Origin of the sequence: Gemmata sp., assembly GCF_051859125.1 — a bacterium.
Classification (GTDB): domain Bacteria; phylum Planctomycetota; class Planctomycetia; order Gemmatales; family Gemmataceae; genus Gemmata.
On record NZ_JBHYGG010000307.1, the window covers coordinates 1 to 22728 of the forward strand.

Here is a 22728-nt window from a genome sequence, read left to right on the forward strand (position 1 = left end):
CCAGGGTGCAAACCCTGGGACCGCCGATGGCTCACTTCTTCTTGCCGGTCAACTCGTCGGCGAGGTCGTTGGCGTCGTACACCTTCCGCAGCGCCTCGACGATCGCGCGGCTGTCGACGGACACGGCGCGGGCCGTCTCCTGGTCGTAGATGAAGTCCAGCACCAGCGACTGGATGTTGCCGTCGAAGATGAGGCCGACCACCTCGCCCTCGCGGTTCACGACCGGGCTGCCCGAGTTGCCGCCGATGATGTCGGCCGTGCAGACGAAGTTGAACGGGGTGCTCAGGTCGAGCTTGCTCTTCCGCTCGACCCACCGCTTCGGCAGCTCGAACGGCCCCTTGTTGCCCTGCTCGGCGCTCCGCTTGTACAGGCCGTCGATCGTCGTGTACGGCGGCACCTCCTTGCCGTCCTCCTTGAACCCCTTCACGGTGCCGAACGCGAGCCGCAGCGTGAACGTGGCGTCCGGGTACACCTTGTCGCCGTCCATCGCGAACTTGGCCTTGGCCAGCGCCGCGTGGGCCTGCCGCTTGGGCTCGTCCACCTCGTTCTCGAACCGCTTCCGCAGCGCCCGCGACGCCGGGTCCACGAGCTGCGCCAGCTCGATCATCGGGTCCTTGAGGAGGGCCGGGTCCACGGGCTTCTTGTCCTTCGCCGCGGCAACGACCGCGTCGAACACCTTCTCGCGGAACTTCGGGTCGCGGACCTTGGTGCCGCTGACGAGTTCGTAGGCCCGCTCCCGCGGCGACTTGCCGGCGAGCACCTGCTTCACGAGGTCCGAGTCCGGCCCGAGCGTGACGGCCAGGAACTGGAGCCCGTCGGCGAGCTTCAGGGTTTCCAGGTCCTCGTGGATCGGCTCGTCGGAGAGCAGTTGGAACCGCAGCGAAGGGATGCGGGCGTCGGCGAACTCGCGGAGCCGCTCGCCGCCGTCCTTGGGCAGTTCCGCGGCGGCGCGGGCGAGGGTGCGGGCGATGCCGAACGACGACGAGTTGAACCCGGCGGCGCTCTCCAGAACCGTCATGTCCTTGATGAGTTCGGCGCGGACCTTCTCGGCCTTCGCGACCGCGTCGAACGCGCTCTTCGCGGCCTTCACCGTCTCGTCGGTGCTCGACTCGATGAACTTCTTGAGCCGGTCCTGCTCGGCGACTTTGCGGCCCATCAGGGCCGGGTCCATGAGCCCGGCGAGGCCGCCGATGCGCGCCTTGCGGCTGTTTTGAATGCTGAACAACTCCTCCTCTGCGCGCTGCATGTTCTGCTCGCTGCGCCCGCCCCACGAGTTGAGCAGCACTTCGAGGCGGTTCAGGCGGTTGAGCAGGTACGGGTACCCGGTGTCGCGGAGGTACCTCAGCTCGTCGACCGTGTTCGCCCGGTTCGTGCGGCCCGGGTGCCCGGACACGAACACGAGGTCGCCGTCCTTGCTCCCGTTCGGGCTCCACGTCAGGTAGTTGTCGCTCGTGACCGGCTTGCCGTTCTCCCAGACGCGGAAGAAGCACACGTCGAGGTCGTACCGGGGGTACTCGAAGTTGTCCGGGTCGCCGCCGAAGAACGCGACCTGCTTCTCGGGCGCGAACACGATGCGGATGTCGGTGTACTTCTTGAACGTGTACAGGTGGTACTGGCCACCGGCGTACAGGGTGACCACGTCGGCCCGGACGTTCTTCTCGGGGTCGGCGGCGGCCTTCTCCAGCTCGGCGATCTTCTTCGACCGCAGCGCGAACGACTCGGCCCCGGCGGTCCCCGCGGGCACCGCCTTCTCGACCTCGGCGGTCACGTCCTTGATGCCGGTGAGGACGTTCAGCTCCAGCCCCTTGCACTTGATCTCGTCGTCGGGGGTCTTCGCCATGAACCCGTCGCGGAGGTAGTTCTTCTCGGGCGTGGACACCTTCTCCAGGTCGCCGGCGGCGACGTGGTGGTTGGTCATCACCAGCCCGTTCTTGGAGACGAAGCTCCCGGACCCGCCCGAGTTGAACCGCACGCTCGACAGCCGCAGGTGGTCGAGCCACTTGTCGGTGGGCTCGAACTGGTGCTGCTTGAGCTGGGCGCGGGGCGGGTTGTTGAACAGCCACATCCCCTCGTCGGCGGGGGCGGTGTCGGTGCGCATGAGCAGGCCCAGCAGGGCGGCCCCGGCCGCGAGGGCAGGGAGTCGCGTGGTCATGAGGAACTCCTCCGAGGTGCGGCGGCGTCTCGGCCGCCAACGGCTCTTCGTTATAGCCCCCCGCACCGGGAAAGCCTACCCGCCGAGCCGCCCGAGCCGCTTCATCAGGTCGTCCTCGGCGGCCGCGGACCACTCGAAGTCCTGCGGGGGCTTGAACCCGCCCTCGGCGGTGAGGGTCGCGTGCGGGACCGGGCTGAGCGCCACCGTCCCGAGGACGCGGCCGTTGAGCCGCAGCTCGAACGCGGAGATCCGCAGCAAATCGACGGACTCGACGAGCCCGGGCGCGAACACGGTCGGGGCGTCGGTGACGACGACGTCTTCTTCCAGGAGTTGGACCGCCTGCGCGGCGGCCGGGAGGACGGCGAACACGGCGAACCGGCACACCCCCGCGGCCCCGGGCTCGGCCCCGGCGACCAGGAAGCACGGCCCGACGCGGCCGTACTGGCCCAGCGCCGGCGGCTGCCGCACCACCCGGAGCGCGCCGGTCTCGTCGGCGACGGCGAACCGGGTGTCGAGCAGCCGGACGCCCAGTTCGAACCGCCGGGCGGGGACCGCCTCGACCCGCACCGCGGCGAGGACGCGGGTGCCGGCCCTCCACCGGACCAGCCACCCGCCCGGCCGGCGGGGTGCCCGGGGGCACACGGCGACCGCGAGCGTCTGCCGGGCGGCCCGCTGGGTCGCCGTCAGCGGGACGGGGGTCGTGAAGGTGCGCCCGGTCCGCTCGCTGGTGAACTCGATGGCCAGCCCCAGGTCGCCGAGCGGGCCCAGCGGGTACAGCGAGTCCAGCACCGCCGTCGCGACGAGCCCCTTGCACCCGTTCGGGACGAACGCCGCGACCGAAACCGCCTGCTCGCCGAGCCGCACGGTAGCGGTCGCCCCGGACACGGACAGCCCGGCGAGGAACTCGTTCGCGGTGAGAACGGAGACCGGGACCGGCGCGACCGTCTGGTGCTTCCACTGCAACTCGGCGATCGCGCTGGTCGGCGGCACGGGGAACCGAAAGGTGATGCGGAAGCGGTCGCCGGCCTCGGCCCGGAGCCCCTCCGCCGCGACCCGCGGGGCGTTCGGGAACTGAAGCGCGAAATCGACCTTCCGGCGGGCCGCGACCGGGAGCCGGAGCACGACCTCGACGACGGCCGCGTCGGCCGCCCACGGCACGGGCACCTCGACTCGCGTGCGGCCGCCCGAGTCGTACCCGACCTCGACGACGAAGCCGCTCCGGCGGGTGCGGACGAGGGGGAGCAGTTCGTCAAGAACCCAGTCGGTCCAGCGCCTCACCAAGCGCCACATCGAGATCCCCCGGTGGAACGGACGCGGACCCGCACACCAGGCACCCGGGTGCCCGCGGGACCCGGAAGCGGTAGGACCGGAACGGCTCATCGAACACGCCGGGCACGCGGGCCAGGCTCATCAGCACCGACGTGTGCGGGGGCTCCGAGGGCGACCGCGCGGTGTCGCGGGCGGCCGCGAGCACCTCCAGCGTCGCCACCGCGTGGAGCGAGGCGATCACCCCGATGCTCGCCTTGTTCGCCGGCACGGTCGTCTCGACGATCGGGCCGCCGGGGTTCGAGTAGTCGGGCGGCGGGGCGGCCCCCTCCTCCGCCACGTTCCGCTGCAAGTAGCTCGCCACGCACCCGTAGCACGGCCCCCCGGGAACGAACCGGTGGACCCACCCGCCGATCCCGCCGCTGAGCACCTCGCCGAGCGTCCACGGCTTCCCGGCCCCCCGCATCAGGGCGTCGAAGGCGTACTTGGCCGGTTCGTTGTCGACCGCACACACGCCGACGTCGCACCCTGCCGCCAGCGCCGCCAGCTCGTCCTGCCGGGCCGGGTCGGTCACGTCGGCGGGGACGGTCTCGACCTCGATATCGGTGCGGAACCCCCGGACCCACTCGGCCGCGAGGTCGGCCTTCAACCGGCCGACGGCGGACGCAGGGAACAGGTGGCGGTAGACGTTGTGGGCCTTGTAGACATCGAACTCGACGAGCGCGATGCGGGCGACGCCGGGGTCGCGGGCGAGGTGGTCGAGGACCACCACGCCGCCGCTCCCGGCACCGACCTGGATAACACGGGACATGGTTTCGAGTTTCGAGTTCGCCCTTTTGAGTTGAACCCCCGCGCGACCGCACCGGAGTCTCGGTCTGCAACGTGAAGCGTTGCACTCGAAACTCGGAGCGTCACTTGGCTTCCGGCAGCGGCCACTCGCCGGTCTCGTGCCAGATCTCGTAGCACGCCAGCCACCGCCACGCGGCGAGGACGGCGAACACGCAGGTGAACTGCGCGGGGTCCCAGCGGCTGCTCGCCCGGGTCGAGCCCTGCCGCCACATGCACACGCTCTGCCCCTCCAGCAGGTGCGGGCAGTGCTTCAGCGGCGTGAGGACGCGGGTCTCGGGCGGGACTACGGGGTAGCTTGAGAGCATCCGCGTCTCCAGCCGGTACACGTTGTGGCACGGCTTGAGTCGGTAGGACAGGACGAGGATGCCGCCGACCCGGCCGACCGTGATGCGGTAGTCCGGGTCGCGGCCCTCGTTGTACGCTTCAATGGCCGGCACCTCGACGGCCAACAGCCGCCGCTTGCCGGACTCGGTGTCGAGAAGGCCCATGCTCGTGTGCGGAGTTCGGAATGCGGAGCGCGGAATCAAAATCAGAGGCACAGCCGGCGTCGCGGCGCTTCCGCGTTCCGAACTCCGCAGTCCGCGTTTCGGTCAGTAGTGGCTGGGCACCGACTTCACGGCGGTCATGACCTGCTCGTCCGGGAGTTCGTCGGCGGAGCCGGCGAAGCTGGTGTCCCGGCGGTCGAGCAACAGTGCGATACCGCGGTCGGCGTTGCCCCGCAGGGCGGTGAGCAGTTGGCGGCGTTCGGCCTCGGCGAGCGGGCGGAAGTCCATGGCACGATCCTCCTCAGCAGACGGAAGTGACCCAGGCGCGGGAGACGCCCGGAAGGTGTCTTCGGGTAAGGTGCGACCGCGAGACTGCCTCTGCGGCCGGCGGGGTTGTCGGAGTGCCCGCGGGGCCACGGGCGGGGTACAACCGAGAGTGGAGAGGTCTGCGGAAGGGGCCGGTCCGTGGTGCCGGATCGGTCGGATTCGCACGGCCACCAACCGACTCTATCATAACTCGCACCGCGCCCCGCACAAGAGATACTCCGACGTCCGGACCCGCCCAACATTGTGCAAACCGCGGGCCACAGTGGAATCTTGAGGACCGCATGGAACCCCTCGCTCTCGTCGTCCCCGGCGGCACCGTCTCGGGCACCTTCTGGCCCGTTGGCGGCACCTCCGCGGCCGACTTCGCGGTCGTCTGGGTCCACGGGTTCGGCAGCTTCCGCGGCGGCGAGAAGGCCGCGGCGCTGCGGGCCGAGTGCGCGGCCCGCGGGTGGGCGTTCCTGTCGTTCGACTTCCGCGGTCACGGGCGGTCCTCGGGGAACATGCACGAGCTGCGGGCGAGCGGCCTGCTCGAAGACCTACAGGCAGTTCGGAACTTCCTCGCGCACCGCGGCCGCACGCGGCTCGGGCTGGTCGGGTCGAGCATGGGCGGTTTCGCCTCATCGTGGTTCACCCTGGCTCACGCGGGATCGGTCACCGGGTGCGTGTTCCTCGCCCCGGCGTTCGGGTTCCTCCAGCGGCGGTGGGACCGGCTCACGCCCGAGCAGCGCGAGCAGTGGCGGCTCACCGACCGCCTCACGTTCAAGAACGAGTGGGTGGAAACCGAGCTGGGTTACGGTCTGGTTGAAGAACGGGACCGGTTCCGTCCGAACGATCTCGCAGCGGCGTGGGGCAAGCCGCTGCTCATCTTCCACGGGCTCGCCGACGACATCGTCCCGGTGGAAGACAGCTTGGACTTCGTCCGGGCCGCGAAGTACCCTGGAATCGAGCTGCGAGTCTTCAAGGACGGCGACCACCGGCTCACGGCCTACAAGGACGAGATCGCCGCAGAAACGTGCCGGTTCTTCGCGCGCCTGACTTCTTCACCGACTCCGCCGGGGGCTCACCCGTGACACGCCTGCTCGCTCCCCTCCTGCTCGCCGCACTCGCCGGCCCGGCGGCCGCGGCGCCCCAACCCGCTGATGCTCCCCGCGAGTTGACCGACTACGTTGGCAAGGCGGACGCCTCGTACTCGTGGAAGCTCGTCGGCACGACCGAGCGGTTCCTCGGCACGGTCTACGAACTCGAAATGGTCTCGCAGACGTGGCACGACACGAAGTGGGACCACAAGATCCTCGTCATGGTGCCGAAGGGCGTGAAGCCGCAGGCGACGATGGTACTGTGGAACGAGGGCGACGCGCCCGACGGCGGCAAGGCCGCCGACCTGGGCCTGATGATCGCCGGGCAGGTGCGGGCCCCGGTCGCGTTCCTCTACGGCGTGCCCAAGCAGCCGCTCTACGGCGGGAAGAAGGAGGACGCGCTCATCGCCGAGTCGTTCGTCCGCTACCTCGACACCGAGGACGGCTCGTGGCCGCTCCTGTTCCCGATGGTCAAGAGCGTCGTGCGGGGGATGGACGCGCTGCAGGCGTTCGCGAAGCAGGAGTGGAAGTTCGAGGTGAAGGACTTCGTCGTCGCCGGCGCGAGCAAGCGGGGCTGGACCGCGTGGCTCACCGCCGCGACCGGCGACCCGCGGGTGAAGGCGATCGCGCCGCTGGTGTTCGACAGCGTCCACATTGCGGTGCAGATGGACAACCAGGTGAAGGCGTTCGGTAAGCCGAGCGAGATGATCCGCGACTACGCCGAGCGAAAGCTGGTGCCGATCCCGCGGACCGCGGCCGCGGCCCGGCTGTGGCAGATCATCGACCCGTGGTCGTACCGCGACCGGCTCACGATGCCGAAGCTGATCGTGTGCGGGACCAACGACCCGTACTGGCCGCTCGACGCGCTGAACAGCTACTGGGACGGGCTGAAGGGCGACAAGTGGATCCTCTACGTCCCGAACGCCGGTCACCACCTGTGCGAGCGCGACAAGGACGGCAAGGAGGAGAAGCTCCCGCTGCGGACGATCGCGACCGTGTGCGCGTTCTGCCGCAGTCAGGTGTTCGACAAGCCGCTGCCGAAGGTGAACTGCGACATGGTCGTCCCGCCGGGGGCGGGGAGCCTCGACGTGAGCCTGCTGTGCGACGTGAAGCCGCTCGCGGCCCGCGTGTTCTCGGCGACCGCACTCACCCGCGACTTCCGCAAGTCGTTCTGGGAGGACCGGCGGTTCGACCTGAAGGGTGCGAGCGGCGCGTGCAAGGTGGACATCCCCGCGGCGGGCCTGCGGGCGACGCTCGTCGAAATGCAGTTCCAGCTCGAAGACCTGACCTACACGCTCTCGACGCCGCTGCGGATTCTTGAAGCGCCGAAGAAGTGAGTGTGTTGTTTCTTTCGAGCCACGGGGCTTGCCCCCGTGGACTTCTGAAGCGCACAGCACCACGGGGTTGAACCCCGTGGCTCAAGAGAAGTCGACTTCGAGCCACGGGGCTTGCCCCCGTGGTCGTCCGCGCTTCCAAGCACCACGGGGGCAAGCCCCGTGGCTCGACACTACCTCATGGAGCCTGCCCACGCGCCGTTTCCAGGGCGGTGCGCTTCCACGAGGTTTCGAGTGCTTGCGGCGAGTCGAACCCGTACTGGCGCTTGAGGGCCGACGCGGTGCCGTAGCGGTGGGTGTCCCGCAGAAAGATGGTGAAGTTCCGCTCGTTGCCGGCGGCGCGAATCAGGTGGTCCGTCAGCGACACGCTCTGGCAGTAGAACCCGGTGACCTTCTCCGCCGGGAAGTCCTTCATTTCGAGGAGCTGGGCCAGGGCGTGCCAGTCGCCGTCGCGGGCGCACCGCGGGAGCGTGCGGAGATAGCGGCCGGCCTCCTCGGGCGTGCCGGCGAGGATCGCCATGCCCTCGGCGGCCCACTTCGGCGGCGGGCGGTCCGGGAACAGGTCGGCCAGTACGACGTGGGTGAGTTCGCGGGGCAGCGCGTTCGAGGCGATTGACCCGTCGTCGGCCCGCAGGTCGATGCGGCGGCTGGTGGCGCGGCCGCTGGCGAGCTGGACGGCGGCGGTGCCGGTGCTCTCGGCGGGACGGGTGGTGGCCTTGGAGTAGACCTCGGCGGTCCCGTGGACGACGATCTCGCACTTCGGAGCCCAAGCCGCGGCCGGCGGCCCGCTCCACCGCTCGAAGATCGCCTTCCGCTGCGCCTCGGCGACCTTCGCGACCGACTCAGCCAGTTCACGGTTCCCGACGCACCGCACTACGAAGCTGTCGGTCTCGACCGCGTCGCCAGCCGCGACCACCGCTACGACGGGAGCGGCGCTCTTCTGGCGAGCGGTCGCGGCGGCGATGACGGCCTCGCCGATCTTCTGCAACTCGGGGTGGTGCGGGACGAGCAGCACGGCCTCGGACGCATCGGCCAGAGCGGCGGCAGCGGAAGCGGGCGTGCAGCCGGGGGCGTTGAGGCGGTCGGCGGCCAGCTTGATGCGGCAGTACGCCCATGCGGACTTCTGGTCGGCGGTCGGGTTCGCGAGCTTGGCGAACAGCTTCTCGGCCCCCGCATAGTCGCCCTTCTTGAACGCGGCGACCGCCTCGGCGGCGTCCGGGGTCGACGCGGCGGGCGTTGCGGCATCGGGGGCAGGTGGTACAGCGGGCCGGGCCGCTCCGCCGAGCAGAGCGATGCTCCGTCGAATCTGACCGAGCCGCGTTGCGTCCGGGGTGTCGGCCTTTTCGAGCCGGTAGAGTTCGGCGAGGTACGCCTCGCGGAGCAGCGCCAGGTACACCTTGTCCCCGTTCGCGGCGGGCAGTTCGCCTTCGAGAGCGGTCACCGCCTCGGCCGACATCCCGACGTTCAGGCACTGCCGGGCGGCGGCCATGGCCTTCTGAACGGGGGCGGCGCGTTCGACAGGTTGCGGTTCGGCGGCGACAAGGAACGTGACGGTGCAGATCGCGAGGGTGGTGCGACGAGAGAGCATGTGGTGGCATTCCTTTGCCGGTGCGGCCCGACCGGAGAACTCCGGGCGGCCGCGGGGTCGGCACCGTATACGCGGGGCCGGGGACCGGGACAAGGCGAACTGGCCCCGCGGCCCGGACCCCGGACGGCGGGACCCCCGCGGGGCTCGTTCCGTTCAACGCGGGATTGATTCCCGGTCCCGGCCGGGGTATGCGGCGGGGCTATATGAACACGCTCATTCTCGTGCTGGCGGCCGGCGTCGCGAACCCGCCCGCCCCTGCCCCTGCTCCGCTCCGGTGTGCGACCCCGTCGGCCGCGAAGGGCGACGTGAAGGGCGGCCCCCAACTCGCGCACACGTTCGAGTTGGCCCACACCGGGGCCGGCACGCTCACCGTCACGAAGGTCGAGGCCAGTTGCGGGTGCCTGCGTCGCGTCCTCTCCGCCACGGTGCTGCAACCCGGCGAGAAGGCGCAGCTCACCATCGACGTCAACACGCTCACCCAACCCGACGGCTCGAACCGCTGGCAGGTGTCCGTCGGGTACAGGACCGAGGCACCCGGTGCGCCGCCGCAGTCCGGCGAGTTGCTCCTCGAAATCACCGCGACCCTGAGCCGCGACGTGGTCGTGAGCCCGCCGCAGGTGGCGTTCTCGACGACCGGCGGCGCGGCGCAGACGGTGACCGTCGCCGACGGCCGCGCGAAGCCGCTGACGGTGTTGAAAGCCGGCGCGTCGAGCCCGCACCTCGCGGTCGAGGTCGCGCCGCGGGCGGCCGGGAAGCCGCAGGAGGTCACCGTGCGGCTCGCCGCCGACGCGCCGGCGGGCCACACCGACGAAGTCGTCACGCTCGTGACCGACGACCCCGCGTACCCCGAGTTGCGCGTTCCGGTTCGGGTGCTGAAGCGGGCCGCGGGCGGGGTGGCGGCCGCGCCGGCGAGCGTGGCGGTGCGATTCGCCGCGGGCCAGACCGAGGTCTCGACGCTCGTGCAACTCCGCGCCGCCGACGGAAAGCCGGTGGCCGTTGCGGGGGCCGAGTCCGATCATCCCGGGGTGGCCGTGAAGTTCTCGCCCGGCCCCGGGCCGGTCGCCGTGGTCCGGGTCACGGTCACTGAAGCCGCGGCGGCGCAGGCCGGATCCGCAACCGTGCGGGTGCGGCTGGCCGAGCCCGCGGGGGCCGAGGTGGCGATTCCGGTGGGCTGGTCCGCCGCGAAAAAGTGAAGGTGCGCGCCGCGGAAGCAAGGTAAACTGGTCGTGATTCGCGCCGGCCCTTCGTGCAGGGAGTTATCCGTTGGGTGAGCCGTCTGCCAACCCCGAGTCGCGGCTGTCCCGCGCGGCCGCGCACCGCCTGAGTCTGTACCTGCGGTGCGTGTCGAACTGGCCCGCGGACGGGGGCAAGGTGTCGAGCGGGCGGATCGCCGCGGCCGTGGGGGTCAGCGACGCCCAGGTGCGCCGCGACCTCGCGGCCCTCGGGCACCTAGGCCAGCGGGGGATCGGGTACGAGGCCCGCGAACTGGCCACCGCGATCCGCGCCGCCCTCGGCATCAACCGCACCTGGCGGGCCGTGCTCATCGGCGTCGGCAACCTGGCCCGCGCGCTGCTCCGCTACCAGGGGTTCCGCACGCAGGGGTTCGAGATCGTCGGGCTGTTCGACACGGACCCGTCGAAGGTCGGGCACGCGGTCGAGCACCTCACGGTCGAGGCGACCGGCGGGCTCGGCGCGCGGGCCGCCGAACTCGGGGCCGAACTCGGGGTCCTCACGGTCCCCGGCGAGGTCGCCCAGGGCGTGGCCGACGTGCTCGCGGCCGCCGGCGTCCGCGGCATTTTGAACTTCGCGCCGGTGGTGTTGCGGCTCCCGCCCGGCGTCCGCCTCGTCACCGTCGACCTGTCCATCCAGCTCGAACAACTCGCCTTCCTCGTCCAGCACGGGGACAACGCCAAGGCCACCGACGACTGATGCGAGCTGCGGGTCGGGACATCCCCGGGCGCCCGGCCCGCGGCTCACACTTTGCACCCCCCTCCGTGGCACCTCGCCCGGTTCAATCAGGGGGAAGTCGTGGCAACCAAGTTGAAGAAGCTCTCCGACCAGGTCGTGGTCATTACCGGCGCGTCGTCGGGCATCGGCCTGGCGACCGCGGAAGCGGCGGCCAAGGAGGGCGCGTCCCTCGTCCTCGCGGCCCGCAGCGAGCACACCCTCCAGGACGTAGTGAACACTATCACCGCGGGGGGCGGCAAAGCAATCGCCGTTCCGTGCGACGTGGCCGACCGCGCCCAGGTGGCCGCCGTCGCCGCGGCCGCGGTCGCCCGGTTCGGGCGGATCGACACCTGGGTGAACAACGCCGGGATCGGCGTGTACGCTCGGGCCGACGAGGGGACCGAGGCCGACGCCCGCCGCGTGTTCGACGTCAACTTCTGGGGCGCCGTGAACGGGTGCCTGGCCGCCCTGCCCCACCTCAAGCAGAACGGCGGTGCGCTCATCACCGTCGGCAGCGAGGTGTCCGACGCCGCGTCCCCCCTCATGGCGATGTACGTCGCCAGCAAGCACGCCATCAAGGGGTACGTGGACGTGCTGCGGGTCGAGGTGGAGAACGTGGACAAGCTGCCGGTGGCGGTCACGCTGATCCAGCCGACCGCGGTGGACACGCCGTTCCCGCAGCACGCGCTCAACGAGATGGACAAGGAGCCGAAGCTGCCCAACCCGCAGATCGAGCCGAAGGACGTGGCCGGAGCCATCCTCGCCGCGGCCGTCACCCCGACGCGCGAGAAGAAGGTCGGGGTCACTTCGGTTCTGAACACCACGGTGGCGAAGATCCTCCCGAGTCTGGGTGACAAGCTGGCGGCGGCCCGGATCGCCGACCTGGCGACCGACGAACCGCCCCGCAACCCCGACGGGGCGCTCCACCGGGCGAGCGAGCAGGTCGGTGCGGCGGGTCACACCCACGGCGACCAGACCACGTGACGCGTGGCGGGTCGGGGGCCATGGAAGTTTTGGGGGCGCGGACCCACGTCCGTGCCCCCGGTCCGTTCGGTACCAGTGGTTCGAGTCCAACGCTTCAACGCTTCGAGGTCCAGGCGCGGCGGACTGGCGCCTGGAACCTCACCCTCGAACGGTTGGACTCCTGGATCCGGTCTCAGGCCCTGGCCGACTGGTTGATCCCGCGTTCGGCGAGCTGCGTCAGTTTCGCGTCGGTGCGGCGCTCCTCTTCGAGGGTCTCGTGGAGGATGCGGGCCGCGTCGGCGTGGCCGAGTTGCTTGGCGAACGCGCACAGCGTCCCGTACAGGGCGATCTCGTAGTGTTCGACCTTCTGAGCGGCCGCGATCAGGCCCGCGTCCTGTGCGTCCGCGTCGAGCCCCAGGCCCATGATCTCCTCCCCTTCCTCGATCAGCCCCTCCATCGCTTCGCAGGTGTTCGACGCGTTCTTGCACCCGACCTGCTCGAACACCCGCTCGAGCCGCTCGAGCTGGTTCTTCGTTTCCGCGAGGTGCTGCTCGAACCCGGCGCGGAGGTCCTGGGCCCCCGCGGCCGAGGCCATCTTGGGCAGCGCTTTGGTGAGCTGCGTCTCGGCACTGTAGGCGTCCTGGAGCTGGTCGTAGAAGAGGTCGGTGAGGGTCTTCGCCATGTCGGAACTCCTGGGTGCGGGTGCGGGCGGATCGGGCCGCCGGGCGGGGCGGCCCGTGAACCGACGGGCGTGCAGCGCGGGTGCCGGCGGGCCGCGAGCGGGCGGTTTTGCGGCAAGCTCCGACCCGCCACCGTGCCCCCCGAAACGCCCCGGGGCCGCCGGAACTGGGTCGGGTCACTTCACGACGATCGTGCCCTTCATCGCCTTGACGTCCTTCGTGGTGCCGCAGTGGTACTCGAACGTGCCGGGCTGCGTGAACGTGGCGGTGAACTCCTGGCCCGGGGCCAGTTCGTTCGACGTCCAGTCGCCCTTCGACGACGCGACCGTGTGCGCGGCCTTGCTCTCGTTCACGAACCGGACCGTGGTGCCCGGGGCAACGGTCAGGCTGGCCGGCTCCGCGGCGGTGTCGGTCAACCGCACCCGCACCTCGGTCGCGTTGGCCGGCAGGACGTTCGGCACGTTGGCCGCGGGGATGTTGCCGCCAGCCGGGGTCACGCTGTTCGGCTGGTAGAACGACTGGGTGCCCATTTGGGTGCCCATCTGGGTACCCATTGTCTGGTACCCACCCTGGTATCCGCCCTGGTACGCGTTGTACGCTTGCGGGCACCCGCCGCACGGGGCCGGAGCGTACGCGACCGGCATGGCCATCGGCATGCCCCCGTAGCCGGCCGGGCCACAGGTGTTGCACGCCGGGGCGACGGCGACGGGCACGGCGCACGCGTCGCAATCGTTGCCGCGGCGCTTCCGCTTGCGGAGCCCCGCGTCCGCGGTCTCCGCGAAGACGCACAGGACGGTGAGGGCCGCGAGGGAGAGGGCAAGGGGAGCGGTGAACTTGCGCATGTCTGGTGTCCTTCCTGGTGTCACACGTTGCGAGCGCCCGGGGGTACGCACCCTCGGGGGCCCACCGACCCGTCCCCACGTTGGGGAGGGCGATCCGCTGGCCGCGAGTGGCTCGGGGCCAGCAACCAACCGAGTTCGGTTCTCGGCCACTTGCACAACCGCCGGTGGTGTTCGGCGCGGTGGCGGTGACCTGCAAACCCTGCGCCGGTCGGACCCGGCGGGCCCGAGGATCACGAAACGGAGACACGGGCCTGGACGGGAGATTCCGAAGTGGGGTGTCTTCAATGGGTTTGTCAGGAGAGTTTGTCAGGACATGTTGATTCCGGGGAACTTTCGGAGCGAAGCGGAACGCCGGATGCAAGGCGCCGACTCGGCAACGCACCAACAGATTTGTGCGCAGGAGAGTTCGCGACCTCCCGGAGCCGCGGTCCGACCACTTCAATTGGAGTGGGGCGGTGACGAGGAGGAGTCACTGACCCGGAGCAGTGCGGGAGGAGAGCGATAACCCCCCGGCGAACCCGGAGGGCAGTCTCGCGCGAAGGCACTCTCCGCGTTCAGTTGGTTGCAGGCACGGCGAGATCGAGGGGCTGTCCCGATTCGATCACGACGGGAATACGGGCCTCGGTGAAGAGCGCATCACCAAGTGGCAACTCGGGTGTCGCCTTCCCGTCGTAGCCGTTGATCCGGGCAATGTAGGCACCCTTTTGCGGCCCGAAGTCGTTGAGCGTCGCGTACCGGCCATCGACAATGTCTGCCGAGCCCTGGTACCCGGACATGTTTCCCTTACTCTCATCGGGATCGAACATGATCGTCCCACGGGGTATGGGCTTGCCCTTGTACAGAACGGCCCCGGAGAGCGGAACCCGGCCATTGGGGTTTCCGCAGCCGAGCGCGACGATCCCAAACAGGAGCGGGAGGAGCAATCGAATCATGGCAGGGTGCCTCCGTCTCGCATCGCACCCAGGGACCGGAAGATACTGAGCTGAATATTGTTCTGGATGAACTGCACCGACCCGTCCACCATAACAAACATCGCCCCGCCGGGGTGGTGGCTGCCGAAATAGAGCGTCTGAACTCCAATGCAATTACTGGTCGCCACGTTGCAGGAACTGCCGTTCGGTGCGTTCGCGGCGATCGCACCACAGGGGTAATAGGATCCGTTCCCGTCGTTGTAGTGCGCGCTCGCCCAGGTCGCGTGGTAGCTCGCGTAGCCGCTCCGCAGTTGCATGTACTTGGACTCGCCCAACAGAAACACGTTGCTGGTCCCGTCGTTAACGTCGGTGAGCCTGGTCCTCGAGTTGATGTGAAGAACACCATTGTCCCCGGTCCACCGTTGCCGGCTGTCAATGTTCCCGGGGTGACAGATGCTGTTGTCACAGGTCTTCGGATACGGCGCAGCGGGGATCGCCCCACCGCCGAGAACCGCGAAGTAGTTCGACTGATTGTTCACCTCGGTGCTGTTGGGGTCAGCCGGGCACTCCAGCTGCGTCACTCGATTATTGTACTGCTTGTCTCTCTCGGAGCCGCCCGTGAACAACGTCCACGTACCGTTATAAGTTCCGGTGGCCGTGTTGAACTGCGTGTACAGGGACTCTTGACCGATGTAAGGCAGTACGAGCACTGGCCAGGGGGCACGTCGCGTCCCGCCTTTGGTGTGCGGTGCGGGAAGCTCGGGCAAGGCCGGAATGACCGTGGTGGCAGCGGGGAAGCTACCCTTGCTGTCGTGGTAGACGTGGAGGCCCAGAGCCACTTGCTTCATATTGTTTTGGCACTTCGTGCGTGCCGCGGCGGCCCGGACCTTCTGAACGGCCGGGAGCAGCAGACCAATGAGGACCGCGATGATCGCGATCACGACCAGCAACTCGATGAGTGTGAACCCGCGGCGCGCCCCGATCACTGTTTTGACCTTGTTCGCCATTTATCCCCCTACGGAATGAAACAGCTTCAAATATAGCGCAAACTAGTAACGTTTCCCGGAAGTTTAATATCGTTTTTATGCAGCGACGGGTGCCGGGAACTTCACAGGAGTCGATGGGGGAGGTGACTGCGTTTGGAGTTGATCGCCTCGGCGCGATCATCGGACGCGACCGACAGGGCCGGCCCGCTCCTGGAATCCGGCGACTTGTGGGGACGCGGGACCGACTGCAGTTTCCCGCAGCACTCGCCCCACTGCGCGGCGGGCGGCGTGGCCGCGGCCCTGACCGATCGACGTTCACGCAGGGCAGCGAGCCCCGTCGGAACCGTTGGGGCCGGGGAGGCTCCCGTTGACCCGGGCCGGCCGCGATTTCCGGCGCGACGCTCGTTCCGCACCATCGCCTTTGCCGCACCCGGCCGACATCCGTAAAAACAACTTGGAATGTTGCCGCCCCCCTGCGGCGTACCTCCCTATCCACACGGGTGAACATGAGCGCGAAGCACGTCTACTTCTTTGGCGGCAAGACGGCCGACGGCGACGGGAAGCAAAAGGAACTCCTCGGCGGCAAGGGGGCCAACCTCGCTGAGATGTGCAAGATCGGCATCCCGGTTCCTCCCGGGTTCACCATCACCACCGAGGTGTGCGCGGCCTACTACGAGCAGGGGAAGAAGATCCCCGAGGCGGCGGTCCCCGAGATCGACGCCGCCCTAGCGAAGGTCGAGGCCACCTTCGGCAAGAAGTTCGGCGACACCAGCGACCCGTTGCTCGTCTCGGTGCGCTCGGGTGCGGCCCTGTCGATGCCCGGGATGATGAACACCATCCTGAACCTCGGCCTCAGCGACGCGAGCGTCGAGGGCCTCGCCAAGAAGACCGGGAACCCGCGGTTCGCCTACGACAGCTACCGCCGCCTCATCGACATGTTCGGCAGCACCGCCATGGGGTGCGAGCACGAGGCGTTCGAGCACGAGATCCACTCGCTCAAGCACGAGAAGAAGGCCGCGCTCGACACCGACCTGAGCGCCGACGACCTCAAGGAACTTGTGAAGCGGTACAAGGCCGTCTACAAGAAGAACGTCGGCGAGGACTTCCCGCAGGACCCGAAGAAGCAGCTCTACCTCGCCATCAACGCCGTGTTCAACTCGTGGAACGGCAACAAGGCGATCGAGTACCGCCGCATCGAGCGGATCACCGGGCTGAAGGGCACGGCGGTCAACGTGCAGGCGATGGTCTTCGGCAACATGGGGACCGGCTCGGGCACCGGCGTCGCGTTCACCCGCGACCCGAACACCGGCGAGAACGTGTTCTACGGCGACTACCTCATCAACGCCCAGGGCGAGGACGTGGTCGCCGGCATCCGCACCCCGGAGCCCATCTCGAAGCTCAACGACGAGATGCCGAAGGTGTACAAGCAACTCTGCGAGATCCGCGAGGCGCTCGAGCAGCACTACAAGGAGATGCAGGACATCGAGTTCACGGTGCAGGACGGCGTCCTGTACATGCTCCAGACCCGCACCGGCAAGCGGACCGGCACCGCGGCCGTCCGCATCGCCGTCGAGATGGTCAAGGAAGGGAAGATCGACGAGAAGACCGCGGTGAAGCGGGTCGCCCCGGACTCGCTCAACCACCTGCTGCAGCCGCAGCTCGACCCGAAGTCGAAGGTCAAGCCGGTCGCCCAGGGGATCGCGGCGAGCCCCGGCGGCGCGACCGGCATGGTCGTCCTCGACTCGGCCGAAGCCAAGGCCCTGCACGAGAAGGACCCGGCGGTGAAGCTGATCCTCGTGCGGAAGGAAACCAGCCCCGAGGACGTGGCCGGCATGCACGCCGCCAAGGGCATTCTGACCAGCACTGGCGGCAAGGCCAGCCACGCGGCCGTGGTCGCCCGCGGCTGGGGCAAGCCGTGCGTGGTCGGGTGCGACGACGTCAAGATCGACGAGAAGAGCCAGACGATCACCATCGCCGGGAAGTCGGTGAAGGCCGGGGACTACATCACGATCAACGGCACCACCGGCGACGTGATGATCGGCAAGGTCGAGACGATCAACCCGAGCATGACCGGCGACTTCTCCACGCTGATGACGTGGGCCGACAAGAGCCGCAAGTTGAAGATCCGCACGAACGCCGACAGCCCGGCCGACGCGACCAAGGCCCGCGAGTTCGGTGCCGAGGGCATCGGCCTGTGCCGCACCGAGCACATGTTCTTCGGCGACGACCGCATCGCCGCGGTGCGGGAGATGATCCTCGCCGAGAGCGTCGAGGGGCGCAGGAAGGCGCTCGCCAAGATCGAGCCCTTCCAGAAGAAGGACTTCGTCGGCATCTTCGAGGCGATGGACGGGCTGCCCGTGACTATCCGCCTGCTCGACCCGCCGCTGCACGAGTTCCTCCCCCAGAAGGACAACCGGGCCGGGGCCGAGGCCGTGGCCAAGCAGATCGGCGTGAGCGTCGAGAAGATCTTCGAGCGGGTCGAAGAGCTGCACGAAATGAACCCGATGATGGGGTTCCGCGGCTGCCGCCTGCCCCTGGTCTTCCCGGAAATCGGCGAGATGCAGGTGCGGGCCATCATCGAGGCCGCCATCGAGGTGCAGAAGTCCGGCAAGAAGGTGTTCCCCGAGATCATGATCCCGCTCGTGGGCGTGGTCGAGGAGCTCTCGATCCTCAAGACCCAGGCCATCGCGGTGGCCGAGGAGGCGATCAAGAAGCACGGCGTGAAGGTCGAGTACCAGATCGGCACGATGATCGAACTGCCGCGGGCCTGCGTGGCCGCGGACAAGATCGCCGAGGAGGCCGAGTTCTTCAGCTTCGGGACGAACGACCTGACCCAGATGACGTTCGGGTTCAGTCGGGACGACATCAAGGGCTTCATGCCGACGTACCTGGGCAACAAGATCCTGCCGATCGACCCGTTCCAGACGATCGACTTCAACGGCGTCGGCGAGCTAATGAAGCTGGGCATCCAGAAGGGCCGCGACAGCCGCAAGGCGAAGCACGGCTCGCACCTGAAGATCGGCATATGCGGCGAGCACGGCGGCGACCCGGACAGCGTGGTGTTCTGCCACAAGATCGGGATGGACTACGTGAGCTGCTCGCCGTTCCGGGTGCCCATCGCCCGGCTCGCGGCGGCCCAGGCCGCCCTCGGCGACACCGTCCGCGACAAGTGAGTTGACTGAGCCGCACGAAGCCCACCCCGCCCACGGGGTGGGCTTTCTCACGCGCGAGTGTTGTGATTAACTGGTGGCGGAGGTGACCATGACCCCGGCCCAGAGCCCGCCGACGAGCCCGAGCCCGCTGTACGCGGCCGCGGGGTTCTTTCGCCTCACGGTTGACCAGTACCACGAGATGATCCGGAACAACACGCTGACGACCGACGACCGGGTCGAACTCCTCGACGGCTATCTGGTGAACAAGCTGCCCCAGAACACGCCGCACGGATCGACCGTGGATCGCCTCACGGAAGACCTCAACCGCGTCAAGCCGACGGGGTGGCGGGTGCGCGCCCAGCTCCCCGTCACCCTCTCGAACAGTGAGCCGGAACCGGACGCCGTCCTGGTCCGCGGCTACCGCCGGACCTACGACCTCCGGCACCCGACCGGCACCGACTTCGGCATCCTCGTTGAAGTCGCGGACTCGTCGCTCGCCCTCGACCGCGGACCCAAAGCCAACTTGTACACACGCGCCGGCATCCCGGTGTACTGGATCGTCAACATCCCGGACCGGCGGGTCGAGGTGTACACCGACCCCGACCCGGCCGCGAACCCGCCGGTGTACCGGACCCGCACCGACTATGGCACCGGCGACGCGGTTCCGGTCGTGCTCGACGGGGTCGCGGTCGCCACGCTCCCGGTCGCCGACCTGATCCCAGTAACGGCGCTTTGACTCCCTTCCGCCGGCCGCGATAATCTGGGTGTCACACGTCTCCAACCGAGGTTCCTCGTATGTGCTGCTTCTCCGGCAAGGTCGAGTCCGTTTCCGACACGAACATCTTCGCCCGCGCGTCCCGGGACGGGCGGCAGTTCCTGGTCTACAGCATGACGTTCAAGGCCGGCGAGGACCTGGCCATGATCCTCCCGATCCCGACCCCGAAGGACTCGGCCGAGGACGCGGTCAAGTTCATCAACCTCGAGAAGTACGAGACGTTCTTCGACGACGTGAACGCCGCGTTCCCGGCCACCGTGACAGCCTCCGACACTCCGACCCGCGGGAAGAAGGACGACAAGCCGCTCGCGGTGGTCGAGGTCGGCAAGTACGTCGCGTCGTTCGTGCCGTCGGTCAAGGCGTTCGAGAAGCTCGACAAGCAGTTCCGGCTCCCCGCCGCGGTGTGGGACAAGCTCCCGCAGTACGCCGACTTCGGGTTCGCCGTGTTCAAGCTCAAGAAGCCCGAGAAGGGCGAGCAGAAGGTCCACCCGATGGCGTTCGAGTTCCCGCGGGACGACAAGAAGATCCTGTTCCTCCCGACGCTCCACATCCACGACGGCATGGTGCCCGCGAAAGCCAACTTCGACCACGCCCTGTTCTGCCAGGTGCCCGAGGCGCCGATGGGCTGGGAGGAGTCGCCGGGGCTGGCCGACACGAGTGTGAAGGTGAAGGAGACGCAGGGCATCGTGGACCCGAACGGCCACATCTACCGCAAGCTAATGCGCGGCGTGTTCGAGAACAAGGACGTCGGCATCCTGAGCTGACGCGTTAATCCGGCCGACCGTTTGCGGGTAACGGAGTGACCGCCTGTGACCGGAGGCCGCCGTGACACCACCCCGACCGAGCCTCGCAGAACTGGGCCGCGACCTGACCCGTGTGGGTCGCGGCCGGGTAGTTGCAGCGCTAGTGTTGCCGTTCCTGCTCGCCGGAGCGTACTTCGCGTTCGCGTCGCTCGGGCTCTGGCTCCCGGCGGTCGGGTGCGTGGTCGCCCTCAGCTTCGTGACCTACGGGTCCGTCTCGCACGACCTCGTTCACCGCTGCTACCGCTTGCCGAGGAGCGTGAACGACGCGTTGTTGACCGCGATCGAGTTGCTCCTGCTCCGCAGCGGTCGGGCGTACCGACTCGCCCACTTGAACCACCACACCCGCTACCCCGACCCGCACGACGACCCCGAGGCGGCCGGCGCGCACGGAACGCTTTGGCAGGCCGTGTGCGGCGGCCCGTTCTTCTTCGCCGGCCTCTGGCTCTGGGCCGCCCGGCGGTACCCCCGTCACCGGCCGCGCCTGCTCGCCGAGGCCGGGGCGATCGCACTCTTCGCGGGAGCGGCGGCGACCGCTGCGGTCGCGGGGTGGACCGTCCTGCCCGCGGTGTACGTCGGTCTCGCGTACCTCGGCACCTGGGTCGTGCCGGTGGTCACCGCTTACGTTCCGCACTCGCCGCGGGGCGGGACAGAGCTGTTCCAGACCCGGCGGTTCCGGGGCCGCCTCGCCCGGCTCGTGGCGCTCGACCACCTGTACCACCTGGAGCACCACCTGTACCCGGCCGTCCCGCACCAGAACTGGCCCGAACTCGCGCGCCGCCTCGACCCGTACCTCGACTGCCAGGGCGTGCCGGTCGTCCGTATTGGCACCGGACCCGGAGGCGCGGCGTGCGCGACACCTCGGACGACTTGAGCCTGGCCCGGGTGCTCGTGGGCGACGGGCGACCGCTCCTGGCCGTGAGCGGCCTGGTGCTGGCGTTCGCGGGGGCGTTCGCCGTGTTCGTCGCGGCCCGCTGCGAGTTCCTCCCGCACGACGTCGCGTTCCTCGGAATGACCCCGCAGAGCCTGTGTGCGGTCCACGGGTGCCGGGTCGTTCACTTCATGGTTCACGACCGCGTGGCGTTCGGCGGGGCACTCGTTGCCGTCGGCGTCGTGTACGTGTGGCTCGCGCTCGGGCCGATGAGCCGCGGCGAGTGGTGGGCGTGGCAGGTGACGGCGGCGAGTGGGGCCGTCGGGTTCGCGAGCTTCCTCACTTACCTTGGGTACGGCTACCTCGACACCTGGCACGGCGCGGCGACGGCCGCCCTCGCGCCGCTGTTTCTCGCGGGGTTGGGCCTCTCGCGCCGCCGCGTGAACTGGGCGGCCGGCAGCCGGCAAGTCCGGCCGCCGTGGGAGTGCTCCGGACGGGTGGCGCTCCTGCTGGTCGCCGCGGGAATGGTCTGCGGCGGCGCGACCATCGCCGTCGTCGGCATGACGCGGGTGTTCGTCCCGGAAGACCTCGCGTTCCTGGCGGTCACCCGCGAGGAACTCGACGCGCTGAGTGGGCGGCTCGTGCCGCTGATCGCGCACGACCGCGCCGGGTTCGGCGGGGCGGTGTGCTGCTGCGGGGTCCTGTTGGCGGGTGTTGCGTGGAATTCGGCGATGGAGCGGGCCGCGCGGGAAGCGCTGGCCGTCGCGGGGGCCGCCGGGTTCGGGGCCGCGATCCTCGTTCACCCGGCGATCGGGTACGACGACCTCTGGCACCTGACGCCCGCCCTGGCGGGCGCGGGTCTGTACGCCTGGGGACTGTGTCGCGTGGCGGCCGCCCGCACGCCCTAACCGGCCTTCCGCGGGTGGACGAGCTTGTCCCACCAGTTCGTCGGCGGGGCCGGCTTCGGCTGCGGCTTCTCGGCCCTCGGCTCGGCCGGCTTCGGCTCGTCCTGCTTCTCCTTTGGCTTCTCGGCCGGCTTCCCCGTCTTCTCGGCACCGGACCCGGCAGACGCCTTGTCGCCACGGGTGAGTAGCGCCTGGAGCAAGACCCCCAGGACGACGCTCGCTATCGCGCCGCCGTTTACTGCGGCCTGGTGGGCGGCGACCCACGCGACGGCGTCCAACGGGAGGAGCGGTTCGAGCAGGAGCAGGCCCGTGTGCCCGGCGAGCCACGCGCCGGCGAGGCTCGTCAGGAGCATGGTCCAGACGCGGTACAGGATCAGCCCGAACAGCCCGCCCGAGAGGAACACCGCCCATAGTTCCTGCGCCTGCGGGAACACCCACAGCGCGCCCAGCCACGCCGCACACCCCGCGACCGCGAACGCGACCACGCGGGCGAGTTCGAGCGCCAGCATCCCGGCGGAAACGGCGAGCAGCACGCCTACGGTAAGGAGTTGCGGGCCGCCCACGAAGCGGCCGGCGTGCAGCCCGAACAGCCCGGCCCCAAGTGTGACCCCGGCGACGATCCAGAACCGGTGCCACCGCCACCCGAACAGCCACAGCGCGACGCCCAGCACGCACAGCGACCCCGCCGCGGCCTGCGTGAGGCCGCGAGCTTCGGCGAGGACGTCGGGAGCGATCAGGTGCATGCCGCGGCCGCCGGAGGGAATGAGCCCCATCACTGTGATCGGCAGCCGGACTTGCGGGGGTTGCGGGAGGGCTGAA

At 69.2% G+C, this 22728-nt stretch carries 20 protein-coding genes and 1 pseudogene; 10 read left to right on the plus strand and 11 right to left on the minus strand.

The window, feature by feature from the left end:
* Nucleotides 1-31: 31 nt before the first annotated feature.
* The 5 genes and pseudogenes from ACTIGN_RS33100 to ACTIGN_RS33120 all read right to left on the minus strand — a co-directional run bounded on the left by ACTIGN_RS33100 (nucleotide 32) and on the right by ACTIGN_RS33120 (nucleotide 5040).
* Nucleotides 32-2152, minus strand: a complete 2121-nt coding sequence (locus tag ACTIGN_RS33100; RefSeq protein ID WP_439632054.1) for a S46 family peptidase — start codon at nucleotides 2150-2152, stop codon at nucleotides 32-34.
* 75 nt (nucleotides 2153-2227) lie between these two features.
* Nucleotides 2228-3442 carry a hypothetical protein gene (locus ACTIGN_RS33105; RefSeq protein ID WP_439632056.1) on the minus strand — a complete coding sequence of 405 codons (1215 nt, stop codon included), beginning with the start codon at nucleotides 3440-3442 and terminating at the stop codon, nucleotides 2228-2230.
* Nucleotides 3402-4232 (minus strand): annotated as a pseudogene (locus ACTIGN_RS33110) (HesA/MoeB/ThiF family protein); the annotation flags it as partial. The gene ACTIGN_RS33105 and the pseudogene ACTIGN_RS33110, both read right to left, overlap by 41 nt.
* A gap of 97 nt (nucleotides 4233-4329) precedes the next feature.
* Nucleotides 4330-4755, minus strand: coding sequence for a hypothetical protein (locus ACTIGN_RS33115; protein WP_144949655.1), 426 nt, complete (start codon nucleotides 4753-4755; stop codon nucleotides 4330-4332).
* A gap of 102 nt (nucleotides 4756-4857) precedes the next feature.
* The gene (locus ACTIGN_RS33120; protein ID WP_439632058.1) at nucleotides 4858-5040 is read right to left on the minus strand and encodes a hypothetical protein; all 183 of its coding nucleotides are present in this window, start codon (nucleotides 5038-5040) and stop codon (nucleotides 4858-4860) included.
* A gap of 320 nt (nucleotides 5041-5360) precedes the next feature.
* Between ACTIGN_RS33120 and ACTIGN_RS33125 the strand changes: the two genes are divergently transcribed.
* Together ACTIGN_RS33125 and ACTIGN_RS33130 are read left to right on the plus strand one after the other, a co-directional pair.
* Nucleotides 5361-6149 carry an alpha/beta hydrolase gene (locus ACTIGN_RS33125; protein ID WP_439632060.1) on the plus strand — a complete coding sequence of 263 codons (789 nt, stop codon included), beginning with the start codon at nucleotides 5361-5363 and terminating at the stop codon, nucleotides 6147-6149.
* A complete protein-coding gene (locus ACTIGN_RS33130) occupies nucleotides 6146-7492 on the plus strand; it encodes a PhoPQ-activated pathogenicity-related family protein (protein WP_439632062.1) in 1347 nt (448 codons plus the stop codon). Before ACTIGN_RS33125 ends, ACTIGN_RS33130 begins: the two co-directional genes overlap by 4 nt.
* 175 nt (nucleotides 7493-7667) lie before the next feature.
* Here ACTIGN_RS33130 and ACTIGN_RS33135 read toward each other — a convergent pair whose 3' ends face one another.
* Nucleotides 7668-9077, minus strand: coding sequence for a hypothetical protein (locus tag ACTIGN_RS33135; RefSeq protein WP_439632064.1), 1410 nt, complete (start codon nucleotides 9075-9077; stop codon nucleotides 7668-7670).
* Between the two features lie 203 nt (nucleotides 9078-9280).
* Here ACTIGN_RS33135 and ACTIGN_RS33140 point away from each other — a divergent pair, with 203 nt between their 5' ends.
* The 3 genes from ACTIGN_RS33140 to ACTIGN_RS33150 all read left to right on the plus strand — a co-directional run bounded on the left by ACTIGN_RS33140 (nucleotide 9281) and on the right by ACTIGN_RS33150 (nucleotide 12008).
* A complete protein-coding gene (locus ACTIGN_RS33140) occupies nucleotides 9281-10270 on the plus strand; it encodes a DUF1573 domain-containing protein (RefSeq protein WP_439632066.1) in 990 nt (329 codons plus the stop codon).
* Nucleotides 10271-10340: 70 nt separating this feature from the next.
* Entirely contained in the window at nucleotides 10341-11006 is a 666-nt protein-coding gene (locus ACTIGN_RS33145) for a redox-sensing transcriptional repressor Rex (protein WP_439632068.1), read from the plus strand.
* 99 nt (nucleotides 11007-11105) lie between these two features.
* The gene (locus ACTIGN_RS33150; protein WP_439632070.1) at nucleotides 11106-12008 is read left to right on the plus strand and encodes an SDR family oxidoreductase; all 903 of its coding nucleotides are present in this window, start codon (nucleotides 11106-11108) and stop codon (nucleotides 12006-12008) included.
* Between the two features lie 172 nt (nucleotides 12009-12180).
* On the opposite strand, the gene ACTIGN_RS33155 is transcribed toward ACTIGN_RS33150, so the two are convergent.
* The 4 genes from ACTIGN_RS33155 to ACTIGN_RS33170 all read right to left on the minus strand — a co-directional run bounded on the left by ACTIGN_RS33155 (nucleotide 12181) and on the right by ACTIGN_RS33170 (nucleotide 15427).
* Entirely contained in the window at nucleotides 12181-12669 is a 489-nt protein-coding gene (locus ACTIGN_RS33155; RefSeq protein WP_439632072.1) for a YciE/YciF ferroxidase family protein, read from the minus strand.
* A 174-nt stretch (nucleotides 12670-12843) separates the two neighbouring features.
* Nucleotides 12844-13509 carry a cupredoxin domain-containing protein gene (locus ACTIGN_RS33160; RefSeq protein ID WP_439632074.1) on the minus strand — a complete coding sequence of 222 codons (666 nt, stop codon included), beginning with the start codon at nucleotides 13507-13509 and terminating at the stop codon, nucleotides 12844-12846.
* Between the two features lie 554 nt (nucleotides 13510-14063).
* The gene (locus ACTIGN_RS33165; RefSeq protein ID WP_439632076.1) at nucleotides 14064-14441 is read right to left on the minus strand and encodes a hypothetical protein; all 378 of its coding nucleotides are present in this window, start codon (nucleotides 14439-14441) and stop codon (nucleotides 14064-14066) included.
* Nucleotides 14438-15427 (minus strand): DUF1559 family PulG-like putative transporter, encoded by a 990-nt coding sequence (locus ACTIGN_RS33170; RefSeq protein WP_439632078.1) that lies wholly within the window; start codon nucleotides 15425-15427, stop codon nucleotides 14438-14440. Before ACTIGN_RS33170 ends, ACTIGN_RS33165 begins: the two co-directional genes overlap by 4 nt.
* Nucleotides 15428-15912: 485 nt before the next feature.
* Here ACTIGN_RS33170 and ppdK point away from each other — a divergent pair, with 485 nt between their 5' ends.
* From ppdK to ACTIGN_RS33195, 5 genes are all read left to right on the plus strand, one after another.
* Complete coding sequence (gene ppdK / locus ACTIGN_RS33175; protein WP_439632080.1) at nucleotides 15913-18579, plus strand: pyruvate, phosphate dikinase; 2667 nt, start codon at nucleotides 15913-15915, stop codon at nucleotides 18577-18579.
* A gap of 88 nt (nucleotides 18580-18667) precedes the next feature.
* The gene (locus tag ACTIGN_RS33180; RefSeq protein ID WP_439632082.1) at nucleotides 18668-19294 is read left to right on the plus strand and encodes a Uma2 family endonuclease; all 627 of its coding nucleotides are present in this window, start codon (nucleotides 18668-18670) and stop codon (nucleotides 19292-19294) included.
* A 59-nt stretch (nucleotides 19295-19353) separates the two neighbouring features.
* Nucleotides 19354-20097, plus strand: a complete 744-nt coding sequence (locus ACTIGN_RS33185; RefSeq protein ID WP_439632084.1) for a hypothetical protein — start codon at nucleotides 19354-19356, stop codon at nucleotides 20095-20097.
* Nucleotides 20098-20158: 61 nt separating this feature from the next.
* Complete coding sequence (locus tag ACTIGN_RS33190) at nucleotides 20159-21007, plus strand: fatty acid desaturase family protein (protein WP_439632086.1); 849 nt, start codon at nucleotides 20159-20161, stop codon at nucleotides 21005-21007.
* Nucleotides 20983-21912 carry a hypothetical protein gene (locus ACTIGN_RS33195; protein ID WP_439632088.1) on the plus strand — a complete coding sequence of 310 codons (930 nt, stop codon included), beginning with the start codon at nucleotides 20983-20985 and terminating at the stop codon, nucleotides 21910-21912. Before ACTIGN_RS33190 ends, ACTIGN_RS33195 begins: the two co-directional genes overlap by 25 nt.
* Here ACTIGN_RS33195 and ACTIGN_RS33200 read toward each other — a convergent pair.
* Nucleotides 21909-22682 carry a hypothetical protein gene (locus ACTIGN_RS33200; protein WP_439632090.1) on the minus strand — a complete coding sequence of 258 codons (774 nt, stop codon included), beginning with the start codon at nucleotides 22680-22682 and terminating at the stop codon, nucleotides 21909-21911. The genes ACTIGN_RS33195 and ACTIGN_RS33200 overlap by 4 nt on opposite strands.
* Nucleotides 22683-22728 lie beyond the last annotated feature (46 nt).